The following is an 18,987-nucleotide window of genomic DNA, read 5'->3' as shown; positions in this document are numbered from 1 at the left end:
CGACTAGCGGTCGCGGCTCAGTCCCTTCTCCTGGAGCTCGGCGAGATAGGCATTCCAGCGCGCGTCCTTTTCGTGGCCAAGCGTGTGCAGGTAATTCCAGGTGAAGATGCCGGTGTCGTGGAAATCGTCGAAGGTGATGCGCACGGCGTAGTTGCCGACCGGCTCGATCTTCAGGATAGCAACGTTACGCTTGCCGGGAACCGTCACCCGCTGGTCCGGCGAATGGCCCTGCACCTCGGCCGAGGGTGAAGCGACGCGCAGCAGTTCGGCCGGCAGTTCGAACGGCCGATGATCGGGAAAGGTGACGGACAGCAGTTTTCTGTCCTTCGAGACCCTGAGTTCCTTCGGCGCCGTCATTGTTCTGCATCCCGCATCAATCCGCCCTTCCCTACGCTGCTTCGCGCGAGCGGAAAAGGCCATTTGGACCCGGCCGACATCGGATGTCGGCCAGGGAATGTCACCAAAGATCGAGACCGGCTATCTTGAATGGCGGGTTGGATCGTATCACATAGCCGTATATAACGGCACCACTCGCAGCATTGGAAACGCTTGAACGCATGGACATGATCGATCCCTTCGGTCGCACGATCAGCTACTTGCGCGTGTCGGTCACCGACCGCTGCGATTTCCGCTGCACCTATTGCATGGCCGAGGACATGGCGTTCCTGCCCAAGAAGGACCTGCTGTCGCTCGAGGAACTCGACCGGCTCTGCACCGTCTTCATCGAAAAGGGCGTGCGCAAACTGCGCCTCACCGGCGGCGAGCCGCTGGTGCGCAAGAACATCATGCATCTGGTGCGCCAGTTGTCGCGGCACTTGAAGAGCGGCGCGCTGGAAGAGTTGACGCTGACCACCAATGGCTCGCAGCTGTCGCGCTTTGCCGCCGAGCTTGCCGATTGCGGTGTCGAGCGCATCAATGTCTCGCTCGACACGCTCGATGCCGACAAGTTCCACGCCATCACCCGCTGGGGCCATCTCGGCAAGGTCATGCAAGGCATCGATGCCGCGCAGGCGGCGGGGCTGAAGGTGAAGCTCAACGCCGTTGCGCTGAAGGACTTCAACGACGTCGAGCTGCCGGAGATGATGCGCTGGGCGCATGGCCGCGGCATGGACTTGACCGTCATCGAAACCATGCCGATGGGCGAGATCGACGCCGACCGGACCGACCAGTATCTGCCGCTGTCGCTGCTGCGCGCTTCGCTCGAGCGCCAGTTCACGCTGAGCGACATCCCCTACAAGACCGGCGGTCCGGCCCGCTACGTCCATGTCGCAGAGACCGGCGGCAGGCTGGGCTTCATCACGCCGATGACGCATAATTTCTGCGAAAGCTGCAACCGCGTGCGGCTGACCTGCACCGGCACGCTCTATATGTGCCTGGGCCAGGAGGATGCCGCCGACCTGCGCGCCCCGCTGCGTGCGTCCGAAGGCAACGAACTGGTCGCTGCTGCCATCGACGAAGCGATCGGCCGCAAGCCGAAAGGCCATGATTTCATCATCGACCGCCGCACCAGCCGCCCGTCGGTGTCGAGACATATGAGCGTCACCGGCGGCTGATTTTCTCCGCGATTGGTGCAAGGAATGTCTCCCATTGTCGGCTGGAGACATCGAATGAAGCGTCTTTCCATTGGATTGGCAGTTGCACTGATCGCGGCAGGCAGCGCCAATGCAGCGCCGTTCACCTACACCAATGCGCGCTTCGGCACGGTCTGCACCTTTCCCGACGACATCTTCACCGATCGCCAGCCCGAGCCGTACAATGGCGACGGACAGCAGTGGCTCAGCGCCGACGGCGCCAGCCTGATCTGCTCCGGTATTTTCAACGTCAGTGACGACACCCCAAAGAGCTTCGTCGCCGAGGAGAAGGCAATCAAGGAAGCGGGCTACCAGATCAGCTACAGCAAGACCGGCAAGAACTGGGCGGTGCTGTCGGGACTGAAGGATGGCAAGATTTTTTACGAACGGCGCCTGTTCGGCAAGGACGGCGTCATCCGCACCGTGCGGATCGACTATCCGCCGGCCGTTAAAGCGAAATACGATCCGCTGGTCGGCGCCATTGCCGGCAGCCTCAAAGGACCGTGAGCTTTTCGGACACACACCAGAAAAAGTCTCATGCGCATATAGCTGGCGGATTTACCGCAAGCGCGTTCGAGCCTAGATTCCTGGACATAGCGGCTCGTCGCTCGGTTTGGGGGAATACGACATGCGCACATTCTTACTTTCTCTTGCAATGCTTGGGTTTGCCGCCGCGCCGGCAGCAGCACAGTCCATCGGTGGCAGCTACACCGTCGCGGGCACCAATTTCGACGGCTCGAAATATGGCGGCGAAGCCACCATCACGCTGACCAGCGAGACCACCTGTACCATCCATTGGGAGACCGGCGGATCATCGTCGGACGGCATCTGCATGCGCAACGACGATGCCTTTTCCGCCGGCTATGTCATGGGCAAGGAAATCGGTCTTGTCGTCTACAAGGTAGAGGATGACGGCTCGCTGCACGGCCTGTGGACCATCGCCGGCAAGAACGGCAGCGGCACCGAGGTGCTGACGCCGAAATGAGCCTGCTGGTCATCCAGCCAGCCCTCTCAGGGATTTCTATTGGCCACGGGTGAAAATCCTTGGCCTATTTCTTTGACGTTGCTGTCTTGCCGCCGGCTGCTACAGGCTTGAGCGGTTCACCGTTTCGCCGAAACGTCGAACCGCTTTATTCTTTGTTTTCACGCAATTCCGGACGGAAAACCGTTTCACACTTTTCCTGGAATTGCTCTTGCAAAACCGGTAACGCCCTTGCCTCTTTCCCCAAACATTCGCGGCGCGCTGTGCATGATGGTGGCCATGATCGGCTTCACCCTCAACGACGCCATTACCAAGTTCTCGTCGGAATCGATGAACATGGCGCAAGTCATGCTGGTGCGGGGCGCCTTTGCGTCGCTGCTGGTCGGCCTGCTCGCCTGGCAGCAAGGTGCGCTCGCACGGCCGGGCTCGATGCTGCAGCCGCTGGTGGCGCTTCGCGTGGTCGCCGAGGCCGGCGCCACCGTCGCCTTCCTTGTCGCATTGGCGCATCTGCCGATCGCCAATGTCTCCGCGGTGCTGCAGGCGCTGCCGCTGGCGGTGACGATGGGGGCGGCACTCGTATTCAGCGAAGCGGTCGGCTGGCGGCGCTGGCTGGCGATCGCCGTCGGCTTCGGCGGCGTGCTGATCATCGTGCGGCCAGGCTTCGAAGGCTTCAGCGTCTATTCGCTGTACGCACTCGTCAGCGTCGCCTGTTGCGCAGTACGTGACCTCGCCACCAAGCGCATCCCGAGGGCTATCCCGACCTTGCTGGTGTCGACGGCAACGGCAATCGCCATGACCATCGTTGGCGCCGTGCTGCTGTCGCCGATGGGTGGCTGGACGCCGATGTCCGGCAAAGGCACGGCACTGTTGGCATTGGCGGCGGTGCTGGTGCTGATCGGCTACCAGTTCATCATCATGGCAATGCGGGCCGGCGACATCTCCTTCATTGCGCCATTCCGCTACACCGCCCTCTTTTGGTCGATGCTGCTTGGCCTCACCATCTTCGGCGATGTTCCCGACCTGCCGATGATCTTCGGCTCCGCCATCATCATCGGCTCCGGCCTCTACGCGCTCTATCGCGAGCGGGTCGCCGGCCGGCAAAAACCCGCAGCCGAAAGCGCTGGACCCGACATGGCGCCGGACGGCATATAGTTTGGCCATGAGCCAAGACATTGCAGGAATTATCCTGGCCGGAGGCCTGTCACGGCGCATGGGCGGCGGCGACAAGACTTTGCTGGCGCTTGGCGGGCGTCCGCTTCTCGACCATGTCGTTGCCCGCCTGGCGCCGCAGGTCGGATCGCTGGCGCTTAGCGCCAATGGTGACCCGGCGCGCTTCGCCGCGGCCGGTCTTCCGGTTCTCGCCGATATGGTCGAAGGCTATGCCGGACCGCTTGCCGGAATCCTCACCGGCCTCGAATGGGCGGCAGCGAATACCGCTTTCAAGGCATTGGCGACGGCCGCCGGCGACACCCCGTTCCTGCCGGTGGACCTGGTCGTGAGGCTGGCTGCGGCTGTTGACGAGCGACCAGGCTCGATTGCGGTTGCCAGTTCCGGCGGCCGGCAGCATCCGACCTTCGCGCTGTGGCCGCTCGGGCTGCGTGAGGCCTTGCGTCATTTCCTGATCGACGAGGACAACAGGCGCGTCTCCGCCTTCATCGAGCGGCACGACTGTGTCGAAGTGGAATTTCCGTTGCTGGCCCACGGCAGTGACGAGATCGACCCGTTCTTCAACATCAACACACCGCACGACCTTGCGGTGGCCGAGCGTCTGTTGCAGAGCATCGGCCCATGAACATCTTCGGCATCACCGGCTGGAAGAATTCCGGCAAGACCACACTGACCGAGAAGCTGGTCACAGAGCTCGTCCGGCGCGGCTGGACGGTGTCGACGGTCAAACACGCCCATCATGAGTTCGACATCGACAAGCCTGGCGCCGACAGCTTTCGCCACCGCCAGGCGGGCGCCACCGAAGTCGCGGTGGTGTCGGGCAAACGCTGGGCGCTGATGCATGAATTGCGCGGTGAGGACGAGCCGACGCTGGAGACGGTCCTGTCGCGGTTGGCCCCGTGCGACATCGTGCTGGTCGAAGGCTACAAGCGCGAGGCGCACAAAAAGATCGAGACCCGGCGGCGGGAGGCCAAGGACCGCTCGCCGCTGTCGGCCAACGACGGACATATCGTGGCGATTGCCGCCGACTTCGCGGTTACCGGCGAAAGCCTGCCTGTGTTCGATCTCGACGACTCGGGAGGGATAGCCGACTTCATCGAGCGCATGACCGGCCTCAAACCTTGAGGCCCATGCCCTCGCCCGGGTCAGCCGCCCTCTTCAGCCGTTGCATTGTCTAAGCGCGTCGCGCCTGAACGGCCTCATGCGACGCTTCAGGTTGTTTTATTTATGCATGTCGTCGTCCCAAAACCGCTGCGCACTTTTGGGCGACATGCATTAACCCGGCGTCGGCATTGGCTGGACCCGCAAATCCCGCAAGCAACGGTTTTGCAGTTGCTTTTCTCCCGAAAACAGTGGGAGTATCGCGCCAGCGGGCGGTCAAAAGCACCGCCCCACAGAGCCGTTCCGGAACGACGGCCGGGAGCCATAAAGAGAGGACTATCATGCGTATTGCACTGCGTATCGCGCTCGCCGCATCGGCTGCGCTGCTGACGCTCGGCGTCGCCCAGGCTCAGGAAACGACCCTGAGAATCGGCACCGAAGGCGCCTACCCCCCATTCAACAACCTGACCTCCGACGGCCAGCTCGTGGGCTTCGACATCGACATCGCCAAGGCGCTCTGCGACGAGATGAAGGTCAAGTGCACCTTCGTCGCCCAGGATTGGGACGGCATCATTCCGGCCCTGCAGGCCGGCAAGTTCGACGCCATCGTCGCCTCGATGTCGATCACGCCGGAGCGCGCCGAGAAGGTCGACTTCACCCACAAATACTACAACACGCCGTCGGCGATCGCGGTACCCAAGGATTCGACCCTCAAGGGCGTGACCAAGGAAGACCTGGCCGGCAAGACCATCGGCGTCGCAACCACCACGACGCATTTCAATTATGCCTCGAAAACCTATACGGACAGCACGGTCAAGGGCTATCCGAGCAGCCCCGAAGAGCAGGCCGATCTCGCCAATGGCCGTCTCGACGCGATCGAGGACGATATCGTCGTGTTGCAACAGTTCCTGGATTCGCCTGATGGCGCCTGCTGCAAGATTCTCGGCCAGCCTTCGCCGCAGCCGGTCGATATCTTTGGACCGGGCGCCGGCATCGCCGTGCGCAAGGGCGAGACGGATCTGGTCAACAAGTTGAACAGCGCCATCGACGCAATCCGCGCCAACGGAAAGTACAAGGAAATCAACGACAAGTACTTCAAGTTCGACGTCTTCGGCGCCGAGTCCTGATCGTCTGAACAAGGCGGCAGGGGAAGTTTCCTCCTGCCGCCTTTGGCCTGACAGAAGTGGAGACAAGACCCGTCAATGCCAAGCCAGAACATATGGATACTTCTCACTTGGGGACCCGATGGCTGGATTGACGATATTGCCTATGGCGCACTGGTCACCATTGCGCTCGCGCTGGCGACACTGCCGATCGGCCTGACGATCGGCTTTTTCGTCGCCTGGGCGAAACAATCCGAAGAGCCATCGCTTCGCGTGGCTGCCAACATCTACACCACGGTGTTTCGCGGACTGCCGGAACTGGTGACGCTTTTCCTGTTCTTCTTCGGCATGCCGATCCTCTTGCAGTATGTCATCCGTCTGTTCAGGCCGGAAGCGACGGTCGATGTCGACAGCTTCCTCGCCGGCATGATCGTGCTGTCGCTGATCTTTTCGTCCTATTCCAGCGAAGTCTTCCTTTCGGCCTTTCGCGCCATTCCGAAGGGCCAGTATGAGGGCGGCTATGCGATCGGGCTGTCGAAATGGCAGACGATGCGCAAGGTGATCCTGCCGCAGCTGCTGCGCATCGCCTTCCCCGGCCTTGAGAATTGCTGGCTGAGCCTGCTCAAGGACACGGCCCTGGTGTCGGTCGTCAACCTGGCTGAAACCTTGCGCAACGCCGGCGTGGCGGCCCGTGTCACCAAACATTCCTTCCTGTTCTACAGCGTCGCGGCGATGGTGTTCCTTATCCTTGCCATCCTGTCGTCGATCGCCACCGGCTTCATCCTGCGTTCGCTCGGGAGGAGGGAGGCACGATGAGCGTCGTGACGCGCGCCGCCGTCGACATCGAGAAGCCACCACCACGGGCGCGAGGCTGGCCGCGGGCCCGTATCGTCGGCTACGCGCTGGTCGGCTTCTGGATCCTGTTCGGCATCGGCATCGCCGTCTATCTGGTTTACGCTTGGAATGGCGAATTCTTCGCCAGATACGCGCCGGCCTATCTGCAGGGCTTGGGAACCACGCTTGCGCTGGTGGCCATCTCGATGGTGCTCGGCGCGCTTTTTTCGCTGCCCGTCACCTATGCCCGCATGTCGAAGAACCGCTATCTGTCCGTCCTGGCCTATTGCTACGTCTACTTCTTCCGCGGCACGCCGCTGCTGGTCCAGGTCTATCTCGTCTATTACGGCCTGGGCTCGTTCCGGGTGCAGCTCGAATCCGTCGGACTGTGGTGGTTCTTCCGCGACGCCTTCAATTGCGGTGTGTTCGCCTTCGCGCTCAACACCGCCGCCTACCAGGCCGAAATCCTGCGCGGCGCCATAGAGAGTGTTCCGAGGGGCCAATGGGAGGGCGCTGCTTCGCTCGGCCTGCACAAGCTGCAGACGCTGCGCAAGGTCATCCTGCCCCAAGCGTTTATCGTGGCGCTCCGACCCTACGGCAACGAGCTCGTCTTGATGATCAAGGCCTCTGCCATCGTTGCCATCATCACCGTCTATGATTTGATGGGCAACGCGAAGCTCGCCTACGCCAAGTCCTTCGACTTCCAGGCCTATGTCTGGGTCGCCATCGTCTATCTGGTGATGGTCGAGATCCTGCGCCACGGCGTCGAATGGATCGAGCGACGGATCACCATTCATCTGATCCGCTGAGCGTTCGGCTGTACCAGTCGATCGGCTCATGCGCGTCTTGACGAATTGTGTGCAGTGCCTAGAGCTTGCGCTGACAATTTCGCTTTCATCTGAAGGGCAAACCCATGGCATCTGTGGCATTTCTCGGTCTTGGCGTGATGGGCTATCCCATGGCCGGGCACCTCAGGAACAAAGGTGGCCATGAGGTCACCGTCTACAACCGCACCGCAGCGAAAGCCGAGCAATGGGTTGCCCAGCATGGCGGCAAGCTTGCTTTGACGCCGGCAGAGGCCGCAGAGGGCCAGGATTTCGTCTTCTCCTGCGTCGGCAATGACGACGATCTGCGCTCGGTGACGACCGGGGCCGATGGCGCCTTCGCCGCGATAAAAAAAGGCTCCGTTTTCATCGACAACACCACCGCCTCGGCCGAAGTCGCGCGCGAACTGGCCGACGCCGCTGAAAAGGCCGGCTTTTCCTTCCTCGACGCGCCGGTTTCCGGCGGCCAGGCGGGCGCCGAGAACGGCGTGCTGACGGTGATGGTCGGCGGCGAGCAGGCTGCCTTCGACAAGGCCAGGCCGGTCATCGACGCCTTTGCCCGGATGGTCGGGCTGATGGGGCCGTCGGGCGCCGGCCAGCTCACCAAGATGATCAATCAGATCACCATTGCCGGGCTGGTGCAGGGACTGGCCGAAGGCATCCACTTCGGCAAGAAGGCCGGGCTCGACATCGAGAAGGTCATCGAAGTCATCTCCAAGGGCGCTGCCGGGTCCTGGCAGATGGAGAACCGCCACAAGACGATGAATGCCGGTAAATATGATTTCGGCTTTGCCGTGGACTGGATGCGCAAGGATCTCGGCATCTGCCTCGATGAAGCCGACCGCAATGGCGCGCGACTGCCGGTGACCGCCCTTGTCGACCAGTTCTACAAGGATGTGCAGGCGATGGGCGGCAAGCGCTGGGACACCTCGTCCTTGCTGGCGCGCCTGGAAAAATAAGCGTTCGCAATGGCCGAGCTTTCGCCCCAATCGAGCGCCGATGAGATCGTCGCCCATTTGCGCTCGATCGGCTCGGAGGACAATCGCCGCGGCATGTTGCGCTACGGTATCAAGACCGAGCGCGCGCTCGGCATCTCGCATGGCATGCAGCGGCAGATCGCCAAAAAGATCAAGCGCAACCACGAGCGAGCTTTCGAACTTTGGCAGACCGGCATCATGGAGGCGCAGTTCATCGCTTCCGTCACGGCCGACCCGAAGCGCTTCTCAGCCGCGGATGCACGACAATGGGCCGCGTCCTTCGATTCCTGGGATATCGTCGACGGCGTCTCCGATCTCTTCGTCGACACGGACGCCTGGAAGGAGCTGATTGAAGAGTTCGCGGCGGACGAGCGCGAGTTCGTTCGACGCACGGCCTTTGCTATGATGGCGTGGTCCGTCGTGCACCGGAAGCAGGAGCCGGTGGCGACTTTCCTCGGCTTCCTGCCGATCATCGAAGCGCATGCCGCCGACAGCCGCAATTTCGTGAAGAAGGCGGCAAACTGGGCGCTTCGTTCGATCGGCAAGCGATCGTTGGAGATGCACGGCGCTGCCCTTGCCGTGGCCGAACGACTGGCCCAGTCGGCCGACAAGACGGCGCGCTGGATTGGCAAGGACGCCGTACGGGAACTCACCAATGCCAAGATCGTCGAGCGGATCGCCGCCAGAAAAGGCTGACCTAGCCAACGTCCGGTTCACCGAGGTGACGCGGCAGACGCGCGCCGATTTCGAAGGCCTCTTCGAAGCGCAAGGCGGTCCGAAGTATTGCTGGTGCATGGCCTGGCGGCCCCTGCCCGGCCGCCGCGAGCATGTCCAGCACGCCGAGTTGAAACGGGCCATGATGGCGCTTGTCGAGGCCGGTACGCCGGTGGGAATCTTGGCCCAGATTGACGGCAAGACCGTCGGCTGGTGCTCGGTCGCGCCGCGCCAGACCTATCGGAAGCTGACGTCGCAACAGGACGATGACGAGACCGGCATCTGGTCGATCGTCTGCTTCTATGTGCCAAGGGCGCTGCGCGGCGGCGGGCTGGCGGCAGCGCTGCTTGACGCTGCCATAGATCACGCCTTTGCCAAGGGCGCCGGCGTGATCGAGGCCTACCCGGTCGACGAGGCATCGCCGAGCTACCGTTTCATGGGGTTTCGCGGCGTGTTCATCGCTCGCGGGTTCCATGAGGTCGGCATGGCCGGCTCTCGCAGACATGTGATGCGGCTCGAGCGTTGACGCGATCGGCCGCGGCGTCTTTACTCCTGCACAAAGGAAGCGGCCGATGAGCAGTCCTCTCAAATCGACCTTGGCGCTTGCAGCCGCGTTGTTGGTGTTCACCGCTACCAACGCCTCAGGCCAAACCGCGCACATCTTCTGGAAAGATCTGCGTCCTGCGACGCAGGCGGTGGCCGAAGATGCCGGCCTGCCGATGATTGCGGCAAAACTGCCCGATCGTGGCGAGACATTGTCGCTCAACCTGCAGGACAAGATGGTACAATTAGCCGGCTATGCATTGCCGGTCGACCGCGATGGCGACCTCGTCTACCAGTTCCTGCTGGTGCCGTGGACAGGCGCTTGCAGCCACATGCCGACGCCGCCGCCCAACCAGATCGTGCTGGTGACGCCGGCCCGTCCCTACAAGATGTCGCAGGCCTATGAGTCGGTTGCCGTGACCGGCGCCTTGCGGCCCGGCTTGGAGAAGAGCCAGTTGTTCATTCTCGACGGCGTCAGCATCATCCAGTCCGGCTACACCGTACGCAAAGCCGATGTGGTGGCAGTCGACACGGTGCCGGACACGATCACGCTGCCGGTCAACTCGCCCTGGAGTTTCCTCAACAAAAAGAAAAACTAAGCGCCGCCGGCTTGTGCAGCGTCACCGCCCAGTCACGGACAACCGCGCTCAGGCCGCGTTGGCGCCGGATTCCTTGTCCAGCAGCATGTAGTCGAGCGGCATTTCGGTCGTGTACTTGATCTGCTCCATGGCGAAGGACGACGACACGTCGCGGATCTCGATCTTGGCGATCAGCCGCTTGTAGAAGGCGTCATAGGCGGCGATATCGGGCACCACGACGCGCAAGAGATAATCGACGTCGCCGCTCATGCGGTAGAATTCGACCACCTCGGGAAATTCCTGGATGACTTCCGAGAAACGCCGCAGCCATTCATGGCTGTGCGAATTGGTGCGGATCGACACGAAGACGGTGACGCGCACATTGACCTTTTCGTGGTCGAGAATGGCGACGCGCCGCTTGATGACTCCCTCTTCCTCCAGCTTCTGGATGCGGCGCCAGCACGGCGTCGTCGACAGGCCGACTTTCTTGGCGACATCGGCAACCGCGAGCGTCGCGTCCTCCTGCAGGAGGCGGAGAATTTTTCTGTCGAGGCGATCCATTGAGGTGCTCCTGGTGCAGGCCGCGTTCCCTCGGGCGCGACGCGCTTTGGGAATAGATTGGCTATACTCCCTCTTATTTCGACCTTTCACAAGAAAGAAATTCTGCCGGATGGCACAAAAGCGAGTGATATCTTGCTTAAAGTCTAATCTATGCGATAGCGGATTTCCGATCTCAGAAACGGCAGCAAATCCATTTCAAACCATGGATTCTGCTTCCGCCATCCTGAGTTGCGCCATGACGGGTGTGGCAGCGGCAGCACTTTCAGGCTGGCCGGCGCATCCCAGATGGTGCGCCAGTCCTTCACGGTTTCGGTCAGCGACGGCCGGCGCGTGGCGCCCATATGCCAGGATTGCGCGTAGGAGCCGATTGTCAAAACGAGGTCGATCTGCGGCATCAGCGCCATCAGCGGCGCGCGCCAGGCCAGCGCGCATTCTCGGCGCGGCGGCAGGTCGCCGCCCTTGGCGTCCTGGCCGGGGAAGCAGAACCCCATTGGCACGATGGCGAATTTATCCGTGTCGTAGAATTCCTCGCTTGTCACGCCCAGCCAGCTTCGCAAGCGGTCGCCGGACGCGTCGGTGAACGGCATGCCCGACAAATGCACCTTTGTGCCTGGCGCCTGGCCGGCGAGCAGGATGCGGGCACTGGATGATGGCAGCAGCACCGGGCGCGGCTCGTGCGGCAGTGGCCTGCCGACCGGAGTGTCGACGCAGATGCGGCAGGCGCGGACCTTTGCCGTCAAGCGTTCGAGTTCCGCCTCCATCAGGCGGAAGCGCTCGGACGGCTCGAGACGGCGCTGTACCAGCGCAGCACGTTGGTGCACTCGTCCGGCACTTTGATGCGCGCCGGTTTCATGAAATCCATGGCGATCATGCCGGTGATATCGGCGATCGAATAGGCGTCGCCGGCGGCGAATTCGCGGTTTGCCAGTTCGGGGTCGAGCAGTTTCAGGAATTCGACCGCTTTCGCCTTGTTGGCCTCGCCCCATTGGGGGATCTGCGGAATTTCCCATTCCTTCATCGCCGGATGGATGTGGCGAAAAGCCTGGGCGACGCAGCTGAGCAGATTGAACTCCATGCGCCTTTGCCACATCTCGACCTTGGCCCTGCCGAGCGCGCCTTGCCCGAACAGCGCCGGTTCGGGATGCAGTTCCTCGAAATAGCGGCAGATGGCGACGGATTCGGTGAGGATGGTACCGCCGTCGAGCTCGAGCACCGGCAGCCGCTGCAGCGGGTTGCGCGACCTGACCGGCTCCTGCTTGTGCCCCATCGCACCCATGTCGACCGGCACCAGCGGCACTGCGATGCCCTTTTCGGCGAGGAAAACCCGCACGCGCCGCGGATTGGGGGCGCGGCCGCCGTCGAACAGTTTCATGCTTATCCTCCCGATCTGGTCCTTCAACTATAGTGCTCGTCACCAGAAGCGAAACATCTCTCGCAAGGCGTCACCGACCGAAGCCAGGGTGCCGTGCTTTCTTTCGAGCGGGCCGCCGTGGTGGCTTTCGCGCCAGTCTTGCGGCTCATCGAACGTGCCGGCCCAGATGCCAACCTTGCCGGCGCGGGCAATGGCCTGCTCGGTGTCGAAATCGCCATAGGCAATGGCCCAGCCGGCCTCAACCTGGGCCCGGTTGAGATCCTTGCCGCCGGCCTTGCAATCGCCGAGCAGGCGGCCGTAGCGGTCGCGCTGCCAGCCGCTGCAGGTCACCGGATTTCCTGATATCAGCCGCACCAGCGCCTGGCGCGCCAGCCTGCCGCAGGCGTAGTCTGCGCCATCCCTACGGCAGATCTGCTGGTATTCCGGAGCGTCGATGCCGCGCATGCGGATACGTTCGGTGCCAAGAGTGAGTGAATCGCCATCGTTGACGATCGCCACCCCTTGCGCCTTGCGCGTCTCGAAACGGTCGAGGCGTGCGGCGAGCAGGATCAGCAGGCCGAGCAGAATGACCGTCAGCGCGTAATCCAGCAGCTTGCGCCACAGGCTTCGCGGCGGCGGCGGATAGTATCGCCGGCGCGGCCTTGGCGACCACGAACGGCTCATATGGCAAACAGTCTCTTAATCATTCGAACGTAGCTTAACGAATTGAGATCGCTGCGCGCATAAATCGAAGTTTCCATGCCTCTGCTACGCTCGAACACAGCGGATAAATTCATTGTGGACCGCCGGAAACCGCACCGCAACAGCGATGTGGCGCGCGCGGTGCGCAAGACGCGCGACCGTCTTTCGCAGCAGGTTGGCAATCTCGACTTCGACCGTGAACTGCTGAAGCTGCATGCCGGGACCATGGTGCGCGGCGCAGCCGTCATCCCACTGCTGGTGTTGGCGGTCGCGGCGGCCGGGCTGCTGGCCGGTGTGGACAAACAGATCAGCGTCTGGGCGCTGTTCACCCTGATCTGCTATTCGATCGTCGCCTTCATGGCGCGCCGCGTCGAGCGCACCGAAGCCGCCGAGCTCAATCCTGTTCACACCCGCAGGGATTTCCTGATCGGACATTCGCTGTGCGGCCTCGGCTGGGCGTGGTTCGCATGGCTCGGCTGCGCCACCTGCCAGATCGACCAGTTCCAGGTGGCCAAGGCGGTGGTGCTGCTGCTGGCCATGGCGACGACCGCTATCATGGCGTCGTCCTTGCGCGGCTCGCTGCTTGCCACCTTCGTCGTTCCGGTGGCGGTCTATGCCTATGCCGAAACGAAATTTTGGGTGCCGGTCGGGACGATCATGGTCGCCCTGCTGGTCGCGGCATTGCCGTTCTTTGCCTACATCGCGCGCCATCTCAACCGCTCGTCGCTGATACTTCTGTCCTTCCGCTCCGAAAAGGATGCGCTGCTCGCCGAGGTGGAGACCGCGAAATCGATGTCGGACGAAGCTCGTCGGCGGGCCGAAGACGCCAATCTGGCGAAGTCGCGCTTCCTTGCTTCGATGAGCCATGAGCTGAGGACGCCCCTCAACGCCATTCTCGGGTTTTCCGAGGTGATGGCCAATGAAGTGCTCGGGCCTATGAGCAACCCGACCTATCGCGACTATGCCCGCGACGTGCACGATTCCGGCCAGCATCTGCTCGACCTGATCAACGAAATCCTCGATCTGTCGCGCATCGAGGCCGGCCGCTATCAGCTCAACGAAGAGCCGGTGATGCTGCTCAACATCGCCGAAGATTGCTGCCACATGATGGAATTGAAGGCGCGCAACAAGGACATCCGCATTGTGCAGGATTTCGAAAGTGCCCTGCCGCGGCTGTTCGCCGACGAGCGCGCGGTGCGGCAGATCACGCTCAACCTCCTGTCCAACGCCATCAAATTCACCGCCACCGGCGGCGAAGTTCGCGTGCGCGTCGGCTGGACGGCGGGCGGCGGCCAGTACATTTCGGTCAAGGATAACGGGCCGGGCATACCGGAAGACGAAATCCCGATCGTGCTGTCCGCCTTCGGCCAGGGCTCGATCGCCATCAAGAGCGCCGAACAGGGCACCGGGCTCGGACTGCCGATCGTGCAGGGCCTGCTCGCCATGCATGGCGGCGAATTCGAACTTCAGTCGAAATTGCGCGAAGGCACCGAGGCAATCGCCATTTTCCCGCTCGCCCGAGTGATGGAGGAACTGCCGGCGCTGCCAACCAAGACCGTGGCGGCGGCCCGCCGACGTTGACAGCTTGTTCTAGGCTTTGACCGCCGCCGCCATGCCCGAACTGGTAAGCGCCGCCGCCTTGACCAGACCGGCGGCAAGGGCGGCCCCTACCCCTTCGCCGTGGCTGATGCCGAGATCGAACAGCGGCCTGAGGCCGAGCCGCTCGGCGGCAAGCCTTTGGCCGGGTTCGGGCGACTGGCTGGCCAGCAGGCAATGGTCGAGCGCACCCGGGTTGGCGGCATGCAGCACGGCAGCGGCAGCGGTCGCGGCGAAGCCGTCGAGCAGCACCGGGATTTTTTGCATCCGGGCGGCGAGGATGGCGCCGGCAATGGCCGCAAATTCGCGGCCACCGACCCGGCGCAGTGCTTCCAACGGGTCCTTCAGAGCCGCACCATGGAAGGCGACGGCTGCATCGACTACATCAGCCTTGCGCGCCTGCATGGCCGCGTCGGCACCGGAGCCGGGGCCGACCCAGTCGGCGCCGCTGCCGCCGAACAGGGCGGCGCACAAGGCCGCCGCAACGGTGGAGTTGCCGACGCCGAGATCGCCAAGGCAAATCAGATCGGCGCCACCGGCGATGGCTTCCATGCCGAAGGCCATGGTGGCGGCGCAGCCGCGTTCGTCGAGGGCGGCGTCCTCGGTGATGTCGGCGGTCGCAATGTGCAGCGCCAGGTCGAACACCTTGAGGCCAAGATTGTAGGCGACGCAAATCTGGTTGATTGCCGCACCGCCGGCGGCGCACAGCTCAACGGCGTTTGCGGTCGCAGCGACAGGGCGCGGCGAGATGCCGTGGCGGGTCACGCCATGGTTGCCGGCGAAGATCGCCACCAGGGGCCGGTTCACCGCCGGCGGGGCGCGCCCGCTCCAGGCAGCAAGCCAGGCGGCGATGTCCTCGATGCGGCCAAGCGAGGCTTTCGGCTTGTCGGCCTTGGAAAACACGGTGGGGCCCGGGTTTTCCGGGCCGGTTTAGGCAGGCGGCAGGCACGCCACCAGATTGCGAAAGTCGTCGAAGGGCAGCGCGCTGGTCATGTCGGTCCTGATCATTCCCTGTGGTTGATCAGCGGCATAACCGCCTTGCCCGGCCGGCACAACTCCCCTCGACATTGGCGCGAAAGCGGTTGCCCGCGCCGCATTCCGAAGGGCTTGCATTGGCTTTGCCGTTGCACCATGTGGAGATGGAACGAGGGATTCCGGACGGAACCTTCAAGAGAAAGTCATGACGGCCATCGAATCCCCGTGCATCCTGGTCTGTTCGATCGACATGAAAACCGGCTTCTGCTTCGGCTGTGGCCGCACGCGCGATGAAATCGGCGCCTGGATGGGGATGACGCCGGAGGTACGCCGCAGCGTCATGGCCGAGTTGCCGGCCCGATTGGAAACGGTCGAGCGCAGGCCGCGCCGGGAAACACGCCGCAGCCGCATGGCGCGCGAGCGCGACGTCCTCTCTTGAGGCGGCAGGTCCAATGAACCGACTGTTCTGGATCGTGATGGCGGCAATCGGCCTCGGGCTGGTGCTGCTGATGATCAACAACGACGCCGGCAGCACGTTCGGCATCGAGAATTACGATTTCAGCCGTCTGGTCTGGCTGGGGGCGATCGGCTTGCTCGTCAGCGCCGGCCTTGTCCGGTCCGGCAGGCCGCTCGGCGTCATGGCCCGCAATCTCGGCACGTGGGCCCTGATCGTGCTGGCGCTCGTCGCCGGCTACCAGTACCGCTACGAGTTGCAGGATTTCGCCAGCCGGGTGACGGCGGGCCTCGTTCCCGGCAGCCCGCTGGAGCTCGGCGTCGAGGACGGCCATGCCACCGTGACCCTGGACAAGGCCGACAGCGGCCATTTCGAGGCCCGCATCACGATCAACGGCGCGCCGATCCGCACCGTCGTCGATACCGGCGCGACCAGTACAGTGCTCACCGCCGAAGACGCGCAGGCGGCCGGCTTCAATCCGGCAGCGCTGAGCTTCACCGTCCCGGTCTCGACCGCCAATGGCATGGCGCGCGCCGCTTCGGTGCGCACCGACGAACTGGCGATCGGCGGCATCGTGCGCAGGAACATGCAAGTCATGGTCGCCGCGCCCGGCGCGCTCAGCCAGAGCCTGCTCGGCATGAATTTCATCGGTTCGCTGTCGGGTTTCGACGTGCGCGGCAACCGGATGATTCTGCGCGACTGAACTGCTTAAGCGGCCTTTTCAACACGGTCGAAATCGACGGCAGCGAACGCTGCCTTCAGCACATCCGGTCCGGCGCCGGGTTTCGTCGCGTCGGTGGACAGTATCTGCCGGAAGCGGCGCGCGCCCGGCAGGCCGTGGAACAGCCCGACCATGTGGCGGGTGACGTGGCCGAGCCGCCCGCCCTGCTCGATATGCCGCGCCGCATAGTCGGCCATCGCGTCGATCAGCGCGGCAAAATCGTAGGCGCCGGCCTTGCCGCCGTAGAATGCCGCGTCGATGCCGGCCAGGATGCCTGGCGTGTGATAGGCGGCGCGGCCAAGCATGGCGCCATCGACATGATCGAGGTGGCGAGCCGCCTCTTCGAGCGATTGAACGCCGCCATTGATGCCGATGAATTTGTTCGATTTTCCCGCCTTGAGGCGATAGACCCTGTCATAGTCGAGCGGCGGGATGTCGCGATTTTCCTTCGGGCTCAGACCCTCCAGCCAGGCCTTGCGCGCATGCACCCACAGCGCGTCGGCGCCGGCCGCGAAAACGCCGTCGGCCAGCGCGTCGAGCGCGGGCTCCGGATCCTGCTCGTCGACGCCGATGCGGCATTTGACCGTCACCGGGATTTTCACCGCCGCCTTCATCGCCGCCACACAATCGGCGACGAGGTCAGGCACTTTCATCAGGCAGGCGCCGAACGTGCCGGACTGGACGCGGTCGGACGGACAGCCGACATTGAGATTGATCTCGTCGTAACCGAAGCCCTCGCCGATGCGCGCCGCCTCGGCCAGCTTTTGCGCATCGGAGCCACCGAGTTGCAGTGCCACCGGATGTTCGGTCTCGTCAAAACCAAGCAGCCGCTCGCGCGTACCATGGATGACGGCGTCCGCCACCACCATTTCGGTGTAGAGCAGCGCACGCCGCGTCAGCTGGCGGTGGAAGAACCGGCAATGCCGGTCGGTCCAGTCCATCATCGGTGCAATGGCCAGTCTATGCTCTTGATTTTTCAACATTTTTTCTTTAACATCAAATCGTTAGAACCTACCGAGTGCACACGAATTTGCGCCAGAATACGACCCTTTTCGCCACGTTTCGATCTCTCAGTGCACACAGAGCGCACACAAAAAAATGGCCACCTACACAAAACTCTCGTCCGGTTCCTGGCGCGTCCAAGTCCGTCGCAAGGGTCGCTACGTCAGCGAGACCTTCCTACGCCGAGACGACGCACGGCGCTGGGCAACCGAAGCCGAGCGCCAAGTCGATCGTGGTGAGACGCCGACCAAGTCCCGTATAGCCCGCCTGAAAACTTTCGGTGAACTCATCGACCTTCATATCGGCGACATGTGTGATGTAGGCAAGTCCCCTCGCCGCTCCAAGGCCGCGGCTCTCGATATGCTCCAAAGACATCTGGGGAAGTGCAACATCGCGGCTCTCGATCGCGAACGGCTCATTCGTTTTGGGCGCGACCGGGCCGCCCAAGGTGCCGGACCGATGACGCTCGGCATGGACATCGGCTTTGTAAAACTCATACTGGCTCATGCCGCTGCGGTGCACGGCCTGCCCGTCAAGGTCGAACCGGTTGATCTCGCGCGTATTGCCCTAAAGAGGCTTGGCCTCGTTGGTAAAGGCAATCAGCGCGACAGGAGGCCGACCCAGGATGAACTCGACAGACTCATCGCCCACTTCGATGCAAATCCTCGTCAAATAGCGCCGGTTGGTCAGATAATACGTTTCGCCGTCGCAACGGCGATGCGCCAGGAGGAAATCTGCAAGGCGCGGTGGTCCGACATGGACGCCCGCACGCGGATGCTTCTCATCCGTGACCGGAAAGACCCACGAAACAAAAACGGGAACAATCAACGCATACCCTTGTTCGCGGCAACTGGGTACGACGCATGGGCCATTGTCAAGGACCGACTGGCCAAGCGAAGCAATGACGATGATCGAATTTTCCCCTTCAATCATAGGTCGGTCGGCACCGCCTTTCGTCGAGGATGCGCTGACCTGGCCATCGACGACCTTCACTTTCACGACTTGCGGCATGAAGGAACAAGCCGCCTCTTCGAAGCTGGATTCACGATCGAACAGGTAGCTTTGGTCACGGGTCACAAGGATTGGAAGATGTTGCGGCGGTATACGCATCTCAAGCCGGAGATGCTGCACACTCTCCAAGCTGCGAGGGCAGCGTAGTCCGCGGCTCGGGTTGACTGGCATCTCCGCCAGGCTTTTTGCCTTGTAAGCTGTTACAAAACGAGCGTGGCAT

Annotated in this window: 23 protein-coding genes and 1 pseudogene; 17 read left to right on the top strand and 7 right to left on the bottom strand. The window is 62.7% G+C overall.

The annotated features are described in order from the left end of the window. Positions 1 to 3 precede the first annotated feature (3 nt). Positions 4 to 357, bottom strand: a complete 354-nt coding sequence (locus NKI96_RS14870) for a gamma-butyrobetaine hydroxylase family protein (RefSeq protein WP_023668999.1) — start codon at positions 355 to 357, stop codon at positions 4 to 6. A 200-nt stretch (positions 358 to 557) separates the two neighbouring features. On the opposite strand from NKI96_RS14870, the gene moaA reads away from it, so the two are divergent. From moaA to NKI96_RS14805, 13 genes are all read left to right on the top strand, one after another. Then, positions 558 to 1,553 carry a GTP 3',8-cyclase MoaA gene (gene moaA / locus NKI96_RS14865; protein WP_031193366.1) on the top strand — a complete coding sequence of 332 codons (996 nt, stop codon included), beginning with the start codon at positions 558 to 560 and terminating at the stop codon, positions 1,551 to 1,553. A 54-nt stretch (positions 1,554 to 1,607) separates the two neighbouring features. Continuing rightward, complete coding sequence (locus tag NKI96_RS14860) at positions 1,608 to 2,078, top strand: hypothetical protein (protein WP_023726592.1); 471 nt, start codon at positions 1,608 to 1,610, stop codon at positions 2,076 to 2,078. Between the two features lie 121 nt (positions 2,079 to 2,199). Then, a complete protein-coding gene (locus tag NKI96_RS14855) occupies positions 2,200 to 2,556 on the top strand; it encodes a hypothetical protein (protein WP_023669002.1) in 357 nt (118 codons plus the stop codon). A 228-nt stretch (positions 2,557 to 2,784) separates the two neighbouring features. Further along, positions 2,785 to 3,705, top strand: a complete 921-nt coding sequence (locus tag NKI96_RS14850) for a DMT family transporter (protein WP_352804966.1) — start codon at positions 2,785 to 2,787, stop codon at positions 3,703 to 3,705. A 7-nt stretch (positions 3,706 to 3,712) separates the two neighbouring features. After that, positions 3,713 to 4,345 carry a molybdenum cofactor guanylyltransferase MobA gene (mobA, locus tag NKI96_RS14845; protein WP_352597222.1) on the top strand — a complete coding sequence of 211 codons (633 nt, stop codon included), beginning with the start codon at positions 3,713 to 3,715 and terminating at the stop codon, positions 4,343 to 4,345. Then, a complete protein-coding gene (gene mobB / locus NKI96_RS14840; protein WP_023714210.1) occupies positions 4,342 to 4,845 on the top strand; it encodes a molybdopterin-guanine dinucleotide biosynthesis protein B in 504 nt (167 codons plus the stop codon). Before mobA ends, mobB begins: the two co-directional genes overlap by 4 nt. 317 nt (positions 4,846 to 5,162) lie before the next feature. Beyond that, positions 5,163 to 5,948, top strand: coding sequence for an ABC transporter substrate-binding protein (locus NKI96_RS14835; protein WP_023688509.1), 786 nt, complete (start codon positions 5,163 to 5,165; stop codon positions 5,946 to 5,948). Between the two features lie 75 nt (positions 5,949 to 6,023). Further along, positions 6,024 to 6,740 (top strand): ABC transporter permease, encoded by a 717-nt coding sequence (locus NKI96_RS14830; RefSeq protein WP_023669007.1) that lies wholly within the window; start codon positions 6,024 to 6,026, stop codon positions 6,738 to 6,740. Further along, positions 6,737 to 7,567 carry an ABC transporter permease gene (locus NKI96_RS14825; RefSeq protein ID WP_023688511.1) on the top strand — a complete coding sequence of 277 codons (831 nt, stop codon included), beginning with the start codon at positions 6,737 to 6,739 and terminating at the stop codon, positions 7,565 to 7,567. Before NKI96_RS14830 ends, NKI96_RS14825 begins: the two co-directional genes overlap by 4 nt. A gap of 104 nt (positions 7,568 to 7,671) precedes the next feature. Then, the gene (locus NKI96_RS14820) at positions 7,672 to 8,541 is read left to right on the top strand and encodes an NAD(P)-dependent oxidoreductase (RefSeq protein ID WP_023755279.1); all 870 of its coding nucleotides are present in this window, start codon (positions 7,672 to 7,674) and stop codon (positions 8,539 to 8,541) included. A gap of 9 nt (positions 8,542 to 8,550) precedes the next feature. Then, a complete protein-coding gene (locus NKI96_RS14815) occupies positions 8,551 to 9,255 on the top strand; it encodes a DNA alkylation repair protein (RefSeq protein ID WP_023710489.1) in 705 nt (234 codons plus the stop codon). Beyond that, complete coding sequence (locus NKI96_RS14810; RefSeq protein ID WP_023669011.1) at positions 9,215 to 9,799, top strand: GNAT family N-acetyltransferase; 585 nt, start codon at positions 9,215 to 9,217, stop codon at positions 9,797 to 9,799. Before NKI96_RS14815 ends, NKI96_RS14810 begins: the two co-directional genes overlap by 41 nt. Before the next feature lie 46 nt (positions 9,800 to 9,845). After that, complete coding sequence (locus NKI96_RS14805; protein ID WP_023669012.1) at positions 9,846 to 10,415, top strand: DUF3299 domain-containing protein; 570 nt, start codon at positions 9,846 to 9,848, stop codon at positions 10,413 to 10,415. 48 nt (positions 10,416 to 10,463) lie between these two features. On the opposite strand, the gene NKI96_RS14800 is transcribed toward NKI96_RS14805, so the two are convergent. The 4 genes from NKI96_RS14800 to NKI96_RS14785 form a co-directional block, all read right to left on the bottom strand. Continuing rightward, complete coding sequence (locus NKI96_RS14800) at positions 10,464 to 10,955, bottom strand: Lrp/AsnC family transcriptional regulator (protein ID WP_023669013.1); 492 nt, start codon at positions 10,953 to 10,955, stop codon at positions 10,464 to 10,466. A 143-nt stretch (positions 10,956 to 11,098) separates the two neighbouring features. Next, positions 11,099 to 11,716 (bottom strand): uracil-DNA glycosylase family protein, encoded by a 618-nt coding sequence (locus NKI96_RS14795; protein ID WP_023669014.1) that lies wholly within the window; start codon positions 11,714 to 11,716, stop codon positions 11,099 to 11,101. Beyond that, positions 11,716 to 12,327 (bottom strand): glutathione S-transferase, encoded by a 612-nt coding sequence (locus NKI96_RS14790; RefSeq protein ID WP_023669015.1) that lies wholly within the window; start codon positions 12,325 to 12,327, stop codon positions 11,716 to 11,718. Before NKI96_RS14790 ends, NKI96_RS14795 begins: the two co-directional genes overlap by 1 nt. 39 nt (positions 12,328 to 12,366) lie before the next feature. Beyond that, positions 12,367 to 12,990 carry a thermonuclease family protein gene (locus tag NKI96_RS14785; protein WP_023669016.1) on the bottom strand — a complete coding sequence of 208 codons (624 nt, stop codon included), beginning with the start codon at positions 12,988 to 12,990 and terminating at the stop codon, positions 12,367 to 12,369. A 75-nt stretch (positions 12,991 to 13,065) separates the two neighbouring features. On the opposite strand from NKI96_RS14785, the gene NKI96_RS14780 reads away from it, so the two are divergent. After that, on the top strand, positions 13,066 to 14,589 hold the full coding sequence (locus tag NKI96_RS14780; protein ID WP_352804960.1) for a sensor histidine kinase: 1,524 nt from the start codon (positions 13,066 to 13,068) through the stop codon (positions 14,587 to 14,589). A 9-nt stretch (positions 14,590 to 14,598) separates the two neighbouring features. Here NKI96_RS14780 and NKI96_RS14775 read toward each other — a convergent pair. Then, positions 14,599 to 15,597: pseudogene (locus tag NKI96_RS14775) on the bottom strand (nicotinate-nucleotide--dimethylbenzimidazole phosphoribosyltransferase). A gap of 187 nt (positions 15,598 to 15,784) precedes the next feature. Between NKI96_RS14775 and NKI96_RS14770 the strand changes: the two are divergent. Together NKI96_RS14770 and NKI96_RS14765 are read left to right on the top strand one after the other, a co-directional pair. Next, positions 15,785 to 16,018, top strand: a complete 234-nt coding sequence (locus tag NKI96_RS14770) for a DUF1289 domain-containing protein (RefSeq protein WP_023824914.1) — start codon at positions 15,785 to 15,787, stop codon at positions 16,016 to 16,018. 13 nt (positions 16,019 to 16,031) lie between these two features. Further along, on the top strand, positions 16,032 to 16,736 hold the full coding sequence (locus tag NKI96_RS14765) for a TIGR02281 family clan AA aspartic protease (protein WP_023736600.1): 705 nt from the start codon (positions 16,032 to 16,034) through the stop codon (positions 16,734 to 16,736). A 5-nt stretch (positions 16,737 to 16,741) separates the two neighbouring features. Here the strand turns inward: NKI96_RS14765 and dusA are convergent, their stop codons facing one another. Further along, positions 16,742 to 17,737: a tRNA dihydrouridine(20/20a) synthase DusA gene (dusA, locus tag NKI96_RS14760; RefSeq protein ID WP_352804957.1), complete on the bottom strand. Its 996-nt coding sequence runs from the start codon at positions 17,735 to 17,737 to the stop codon at positions 16,742 to 16,744. Between the two features lie 115 nt (positions 17,738 to 17,852). On the opposite strand from dusA, the gene NKI96_RS14755 reads away from it, so the two are divergent. Next, positions 17,853 to 18,914: a site-specific integrase gene (locus tag NKI96_RS14755; protein WP_023820724.1), complete on the top strand. Its 1,062-nt coding sequence runs from the start codon at positions 17,853 to 17,855 to the stop codon at positions 18,912 to 18,914. Positions 18,915 to 18,987: the final 73 nt, after the last annotated feature.

It is taken from the genome of Mesorhizobium sp. M0292 (assembly GCF_040321695.1).
Taxonomy (GTDB): domain Bacteria; phylum Pseudomonadota; class Alphaproteobacteria; order Rhizobiales; family Rhizobiaceae; genus Mesorhizobium.
The sequence above is the reverse complement of the archived record's forward strand: the minus strand, read 5'-3'. Positions and strand labels throughout refer to the sequence as shown.

Excerpts from the sequence above, each read along its gene's own strand:
- NKI96_RS14870 (WP_023668999.1), bottom strand. The coding sequence starts at position 357 with ATGACGGCGCCGAAGGAACTCAGGGTCTCGAAGGACAGAAAACTGCTG.
- moaA (WP_031193366.1), top strand. The coding sequence starts at position 558 with ATGGACATGATCGATCCCTTCGGTCGCACGATCAGCTACTTGCGCGTG.
- NKI96_RS14860 (WP_023726592.1), top strand. The coding sequence starts at position 1,608 with ATGAAGCGTCTTTCCATTGGATTGGCAGTTGCACTGATCGCGGCAGGC.
- NKI96_RS14855 (WP_023669002.1), top strand. The coding sequence starts at position 2,200 with ATGCGCACATTCTTACTTTCTCTTGCAATGCTTGGGTTTGCCGCCGCG.
- mobA (WP_352597222.1), top strand. The coding sequence starts at position 3,713 with ATGAGCCAAGACATTGCAGGAATTATCCTGGCCGGAGGCCTGTCACGG.
- mobB (WP_023714210.1), top strand. The coding sequence starts at position 4,342 with ATGAACATCTTCGGCATCACCGGCTGGAAGAATTCCGGCAAGACCACA.
- NKI96_RS14835 (WP_023688509.1), top strand. The coding sequence starts at position 5,163 with ATGCGTATTGCACTGCGTATCGCGCTCGCCGCATCGGCTGCGCTGCTG.
- NKI96_RS14830 (WP_023669007.1), top strand. The coding sequence starts at position 6,024 with ATGCCAAGCCAGAACATATGGATACTTCTCACTTGGGGACCCGATGGC.
- NKI96_RS14825 (WP_023688511.1), top strand. The coding sequence starts at position 6,737 with ATGAGCGTCGTGACGCGCGCCGCCGTCGACATCGAGAAGCCACCACCA.
- NKI96_RS14820 (WP_023755279.1), top strand. The coding sequence starts at position 7,672 with ATGGCATCTGTGGCATTTCTCGGTCTTGGCGTGATGGGCTATCCCATG.
- NKI96_RS14815 (WP_023710489.1), top strand. The coding sequence starts at position 8,551 with ATGGCCGAGCTTTCGCCCCAATCGAGCGCCGATGAGATCGTCGCCCAT.
- NKI96_RS14810 (WP_023669011.1), top strand. The coding sequence starts at position 9,215 with ATGCCAAGATCGTCGAGCGGATCGCCGCCAGAAAAGGCTGACCTAGCC.
- NKI96_RS14805 (WP_023669012.1), top strand. The coding sequence starts at position 9,846 with ATGAGCAGTCCTCTCAAATCGACCTTGGCGCTTGCAGCCGCGTTGTTG.
- NKI96_RS14800 (WP_023669013.1), bottom strand. The coding sequence starts at position 10,955 with ATGGATCGCCTCGACAGAAAAATTCTCCGCCTCCTGCAGGAGGACGCG.
- NKI96_RS14795 (WP_023669014.1), bottom strand. The coding sequence starts at position 11,716 with ATGGAGGCGGAACTCGAACGCTTGACGGCAAAGGTCCGCGCCTGCCGC.
- NKI96_RS14790 (WP_023669015.1), bottom strand. The coding sequence starts at position 12,327 with ATGAAACTGTTCGACGGCGGCCGCGCCCCCAATCCGCGGCGCGTGCGG.
- NKI96_RS14785 (WP_023669016.1), bottom strand. The coding sequence starts at position 12,990 with ATGAGCCGTTCGTGGTCGCCAAGGCCGCGCCGGCGATACTATCCGCCG.
- NKI96_RS14780 (WP_352804960.1), top strand. The coding sequence starts at position 13,066 with ATGCCTCTGCTACGCTCGAACACAGCGGATAAATTCATTGTGGACCGC.
- NKI96_RS14770 (WP_023824914.1), top strand. The coding sequence starts at position 15,785 with ATGACGGCCATCGAATCCCCGTGCATCCTGGTCTGTTCGATCGACATG.
- NKI96_RS14765 (WP_023736600.1), top strand. The coding sequence starts at position 16,032 with ATGAACCGACTGTTCTGGATCGTGATGGCGGCAATCGGCCTCGGGCTG.
- dusA (WP_352804957.1), bottom strand. The coding sequence starts at position 17,737 with ATGTTGAAAAATCAAGAGCATAGACTGGCCATTGCACCGATGATGGAC.
- NKI96_RS14755 (WP_023820724.1), top strand. The coding sequence starts at position 17,853 with ATGGCCACCTACACAAAACTCTCGTCCGGTTCCTGGCGCGTCCAAGTC.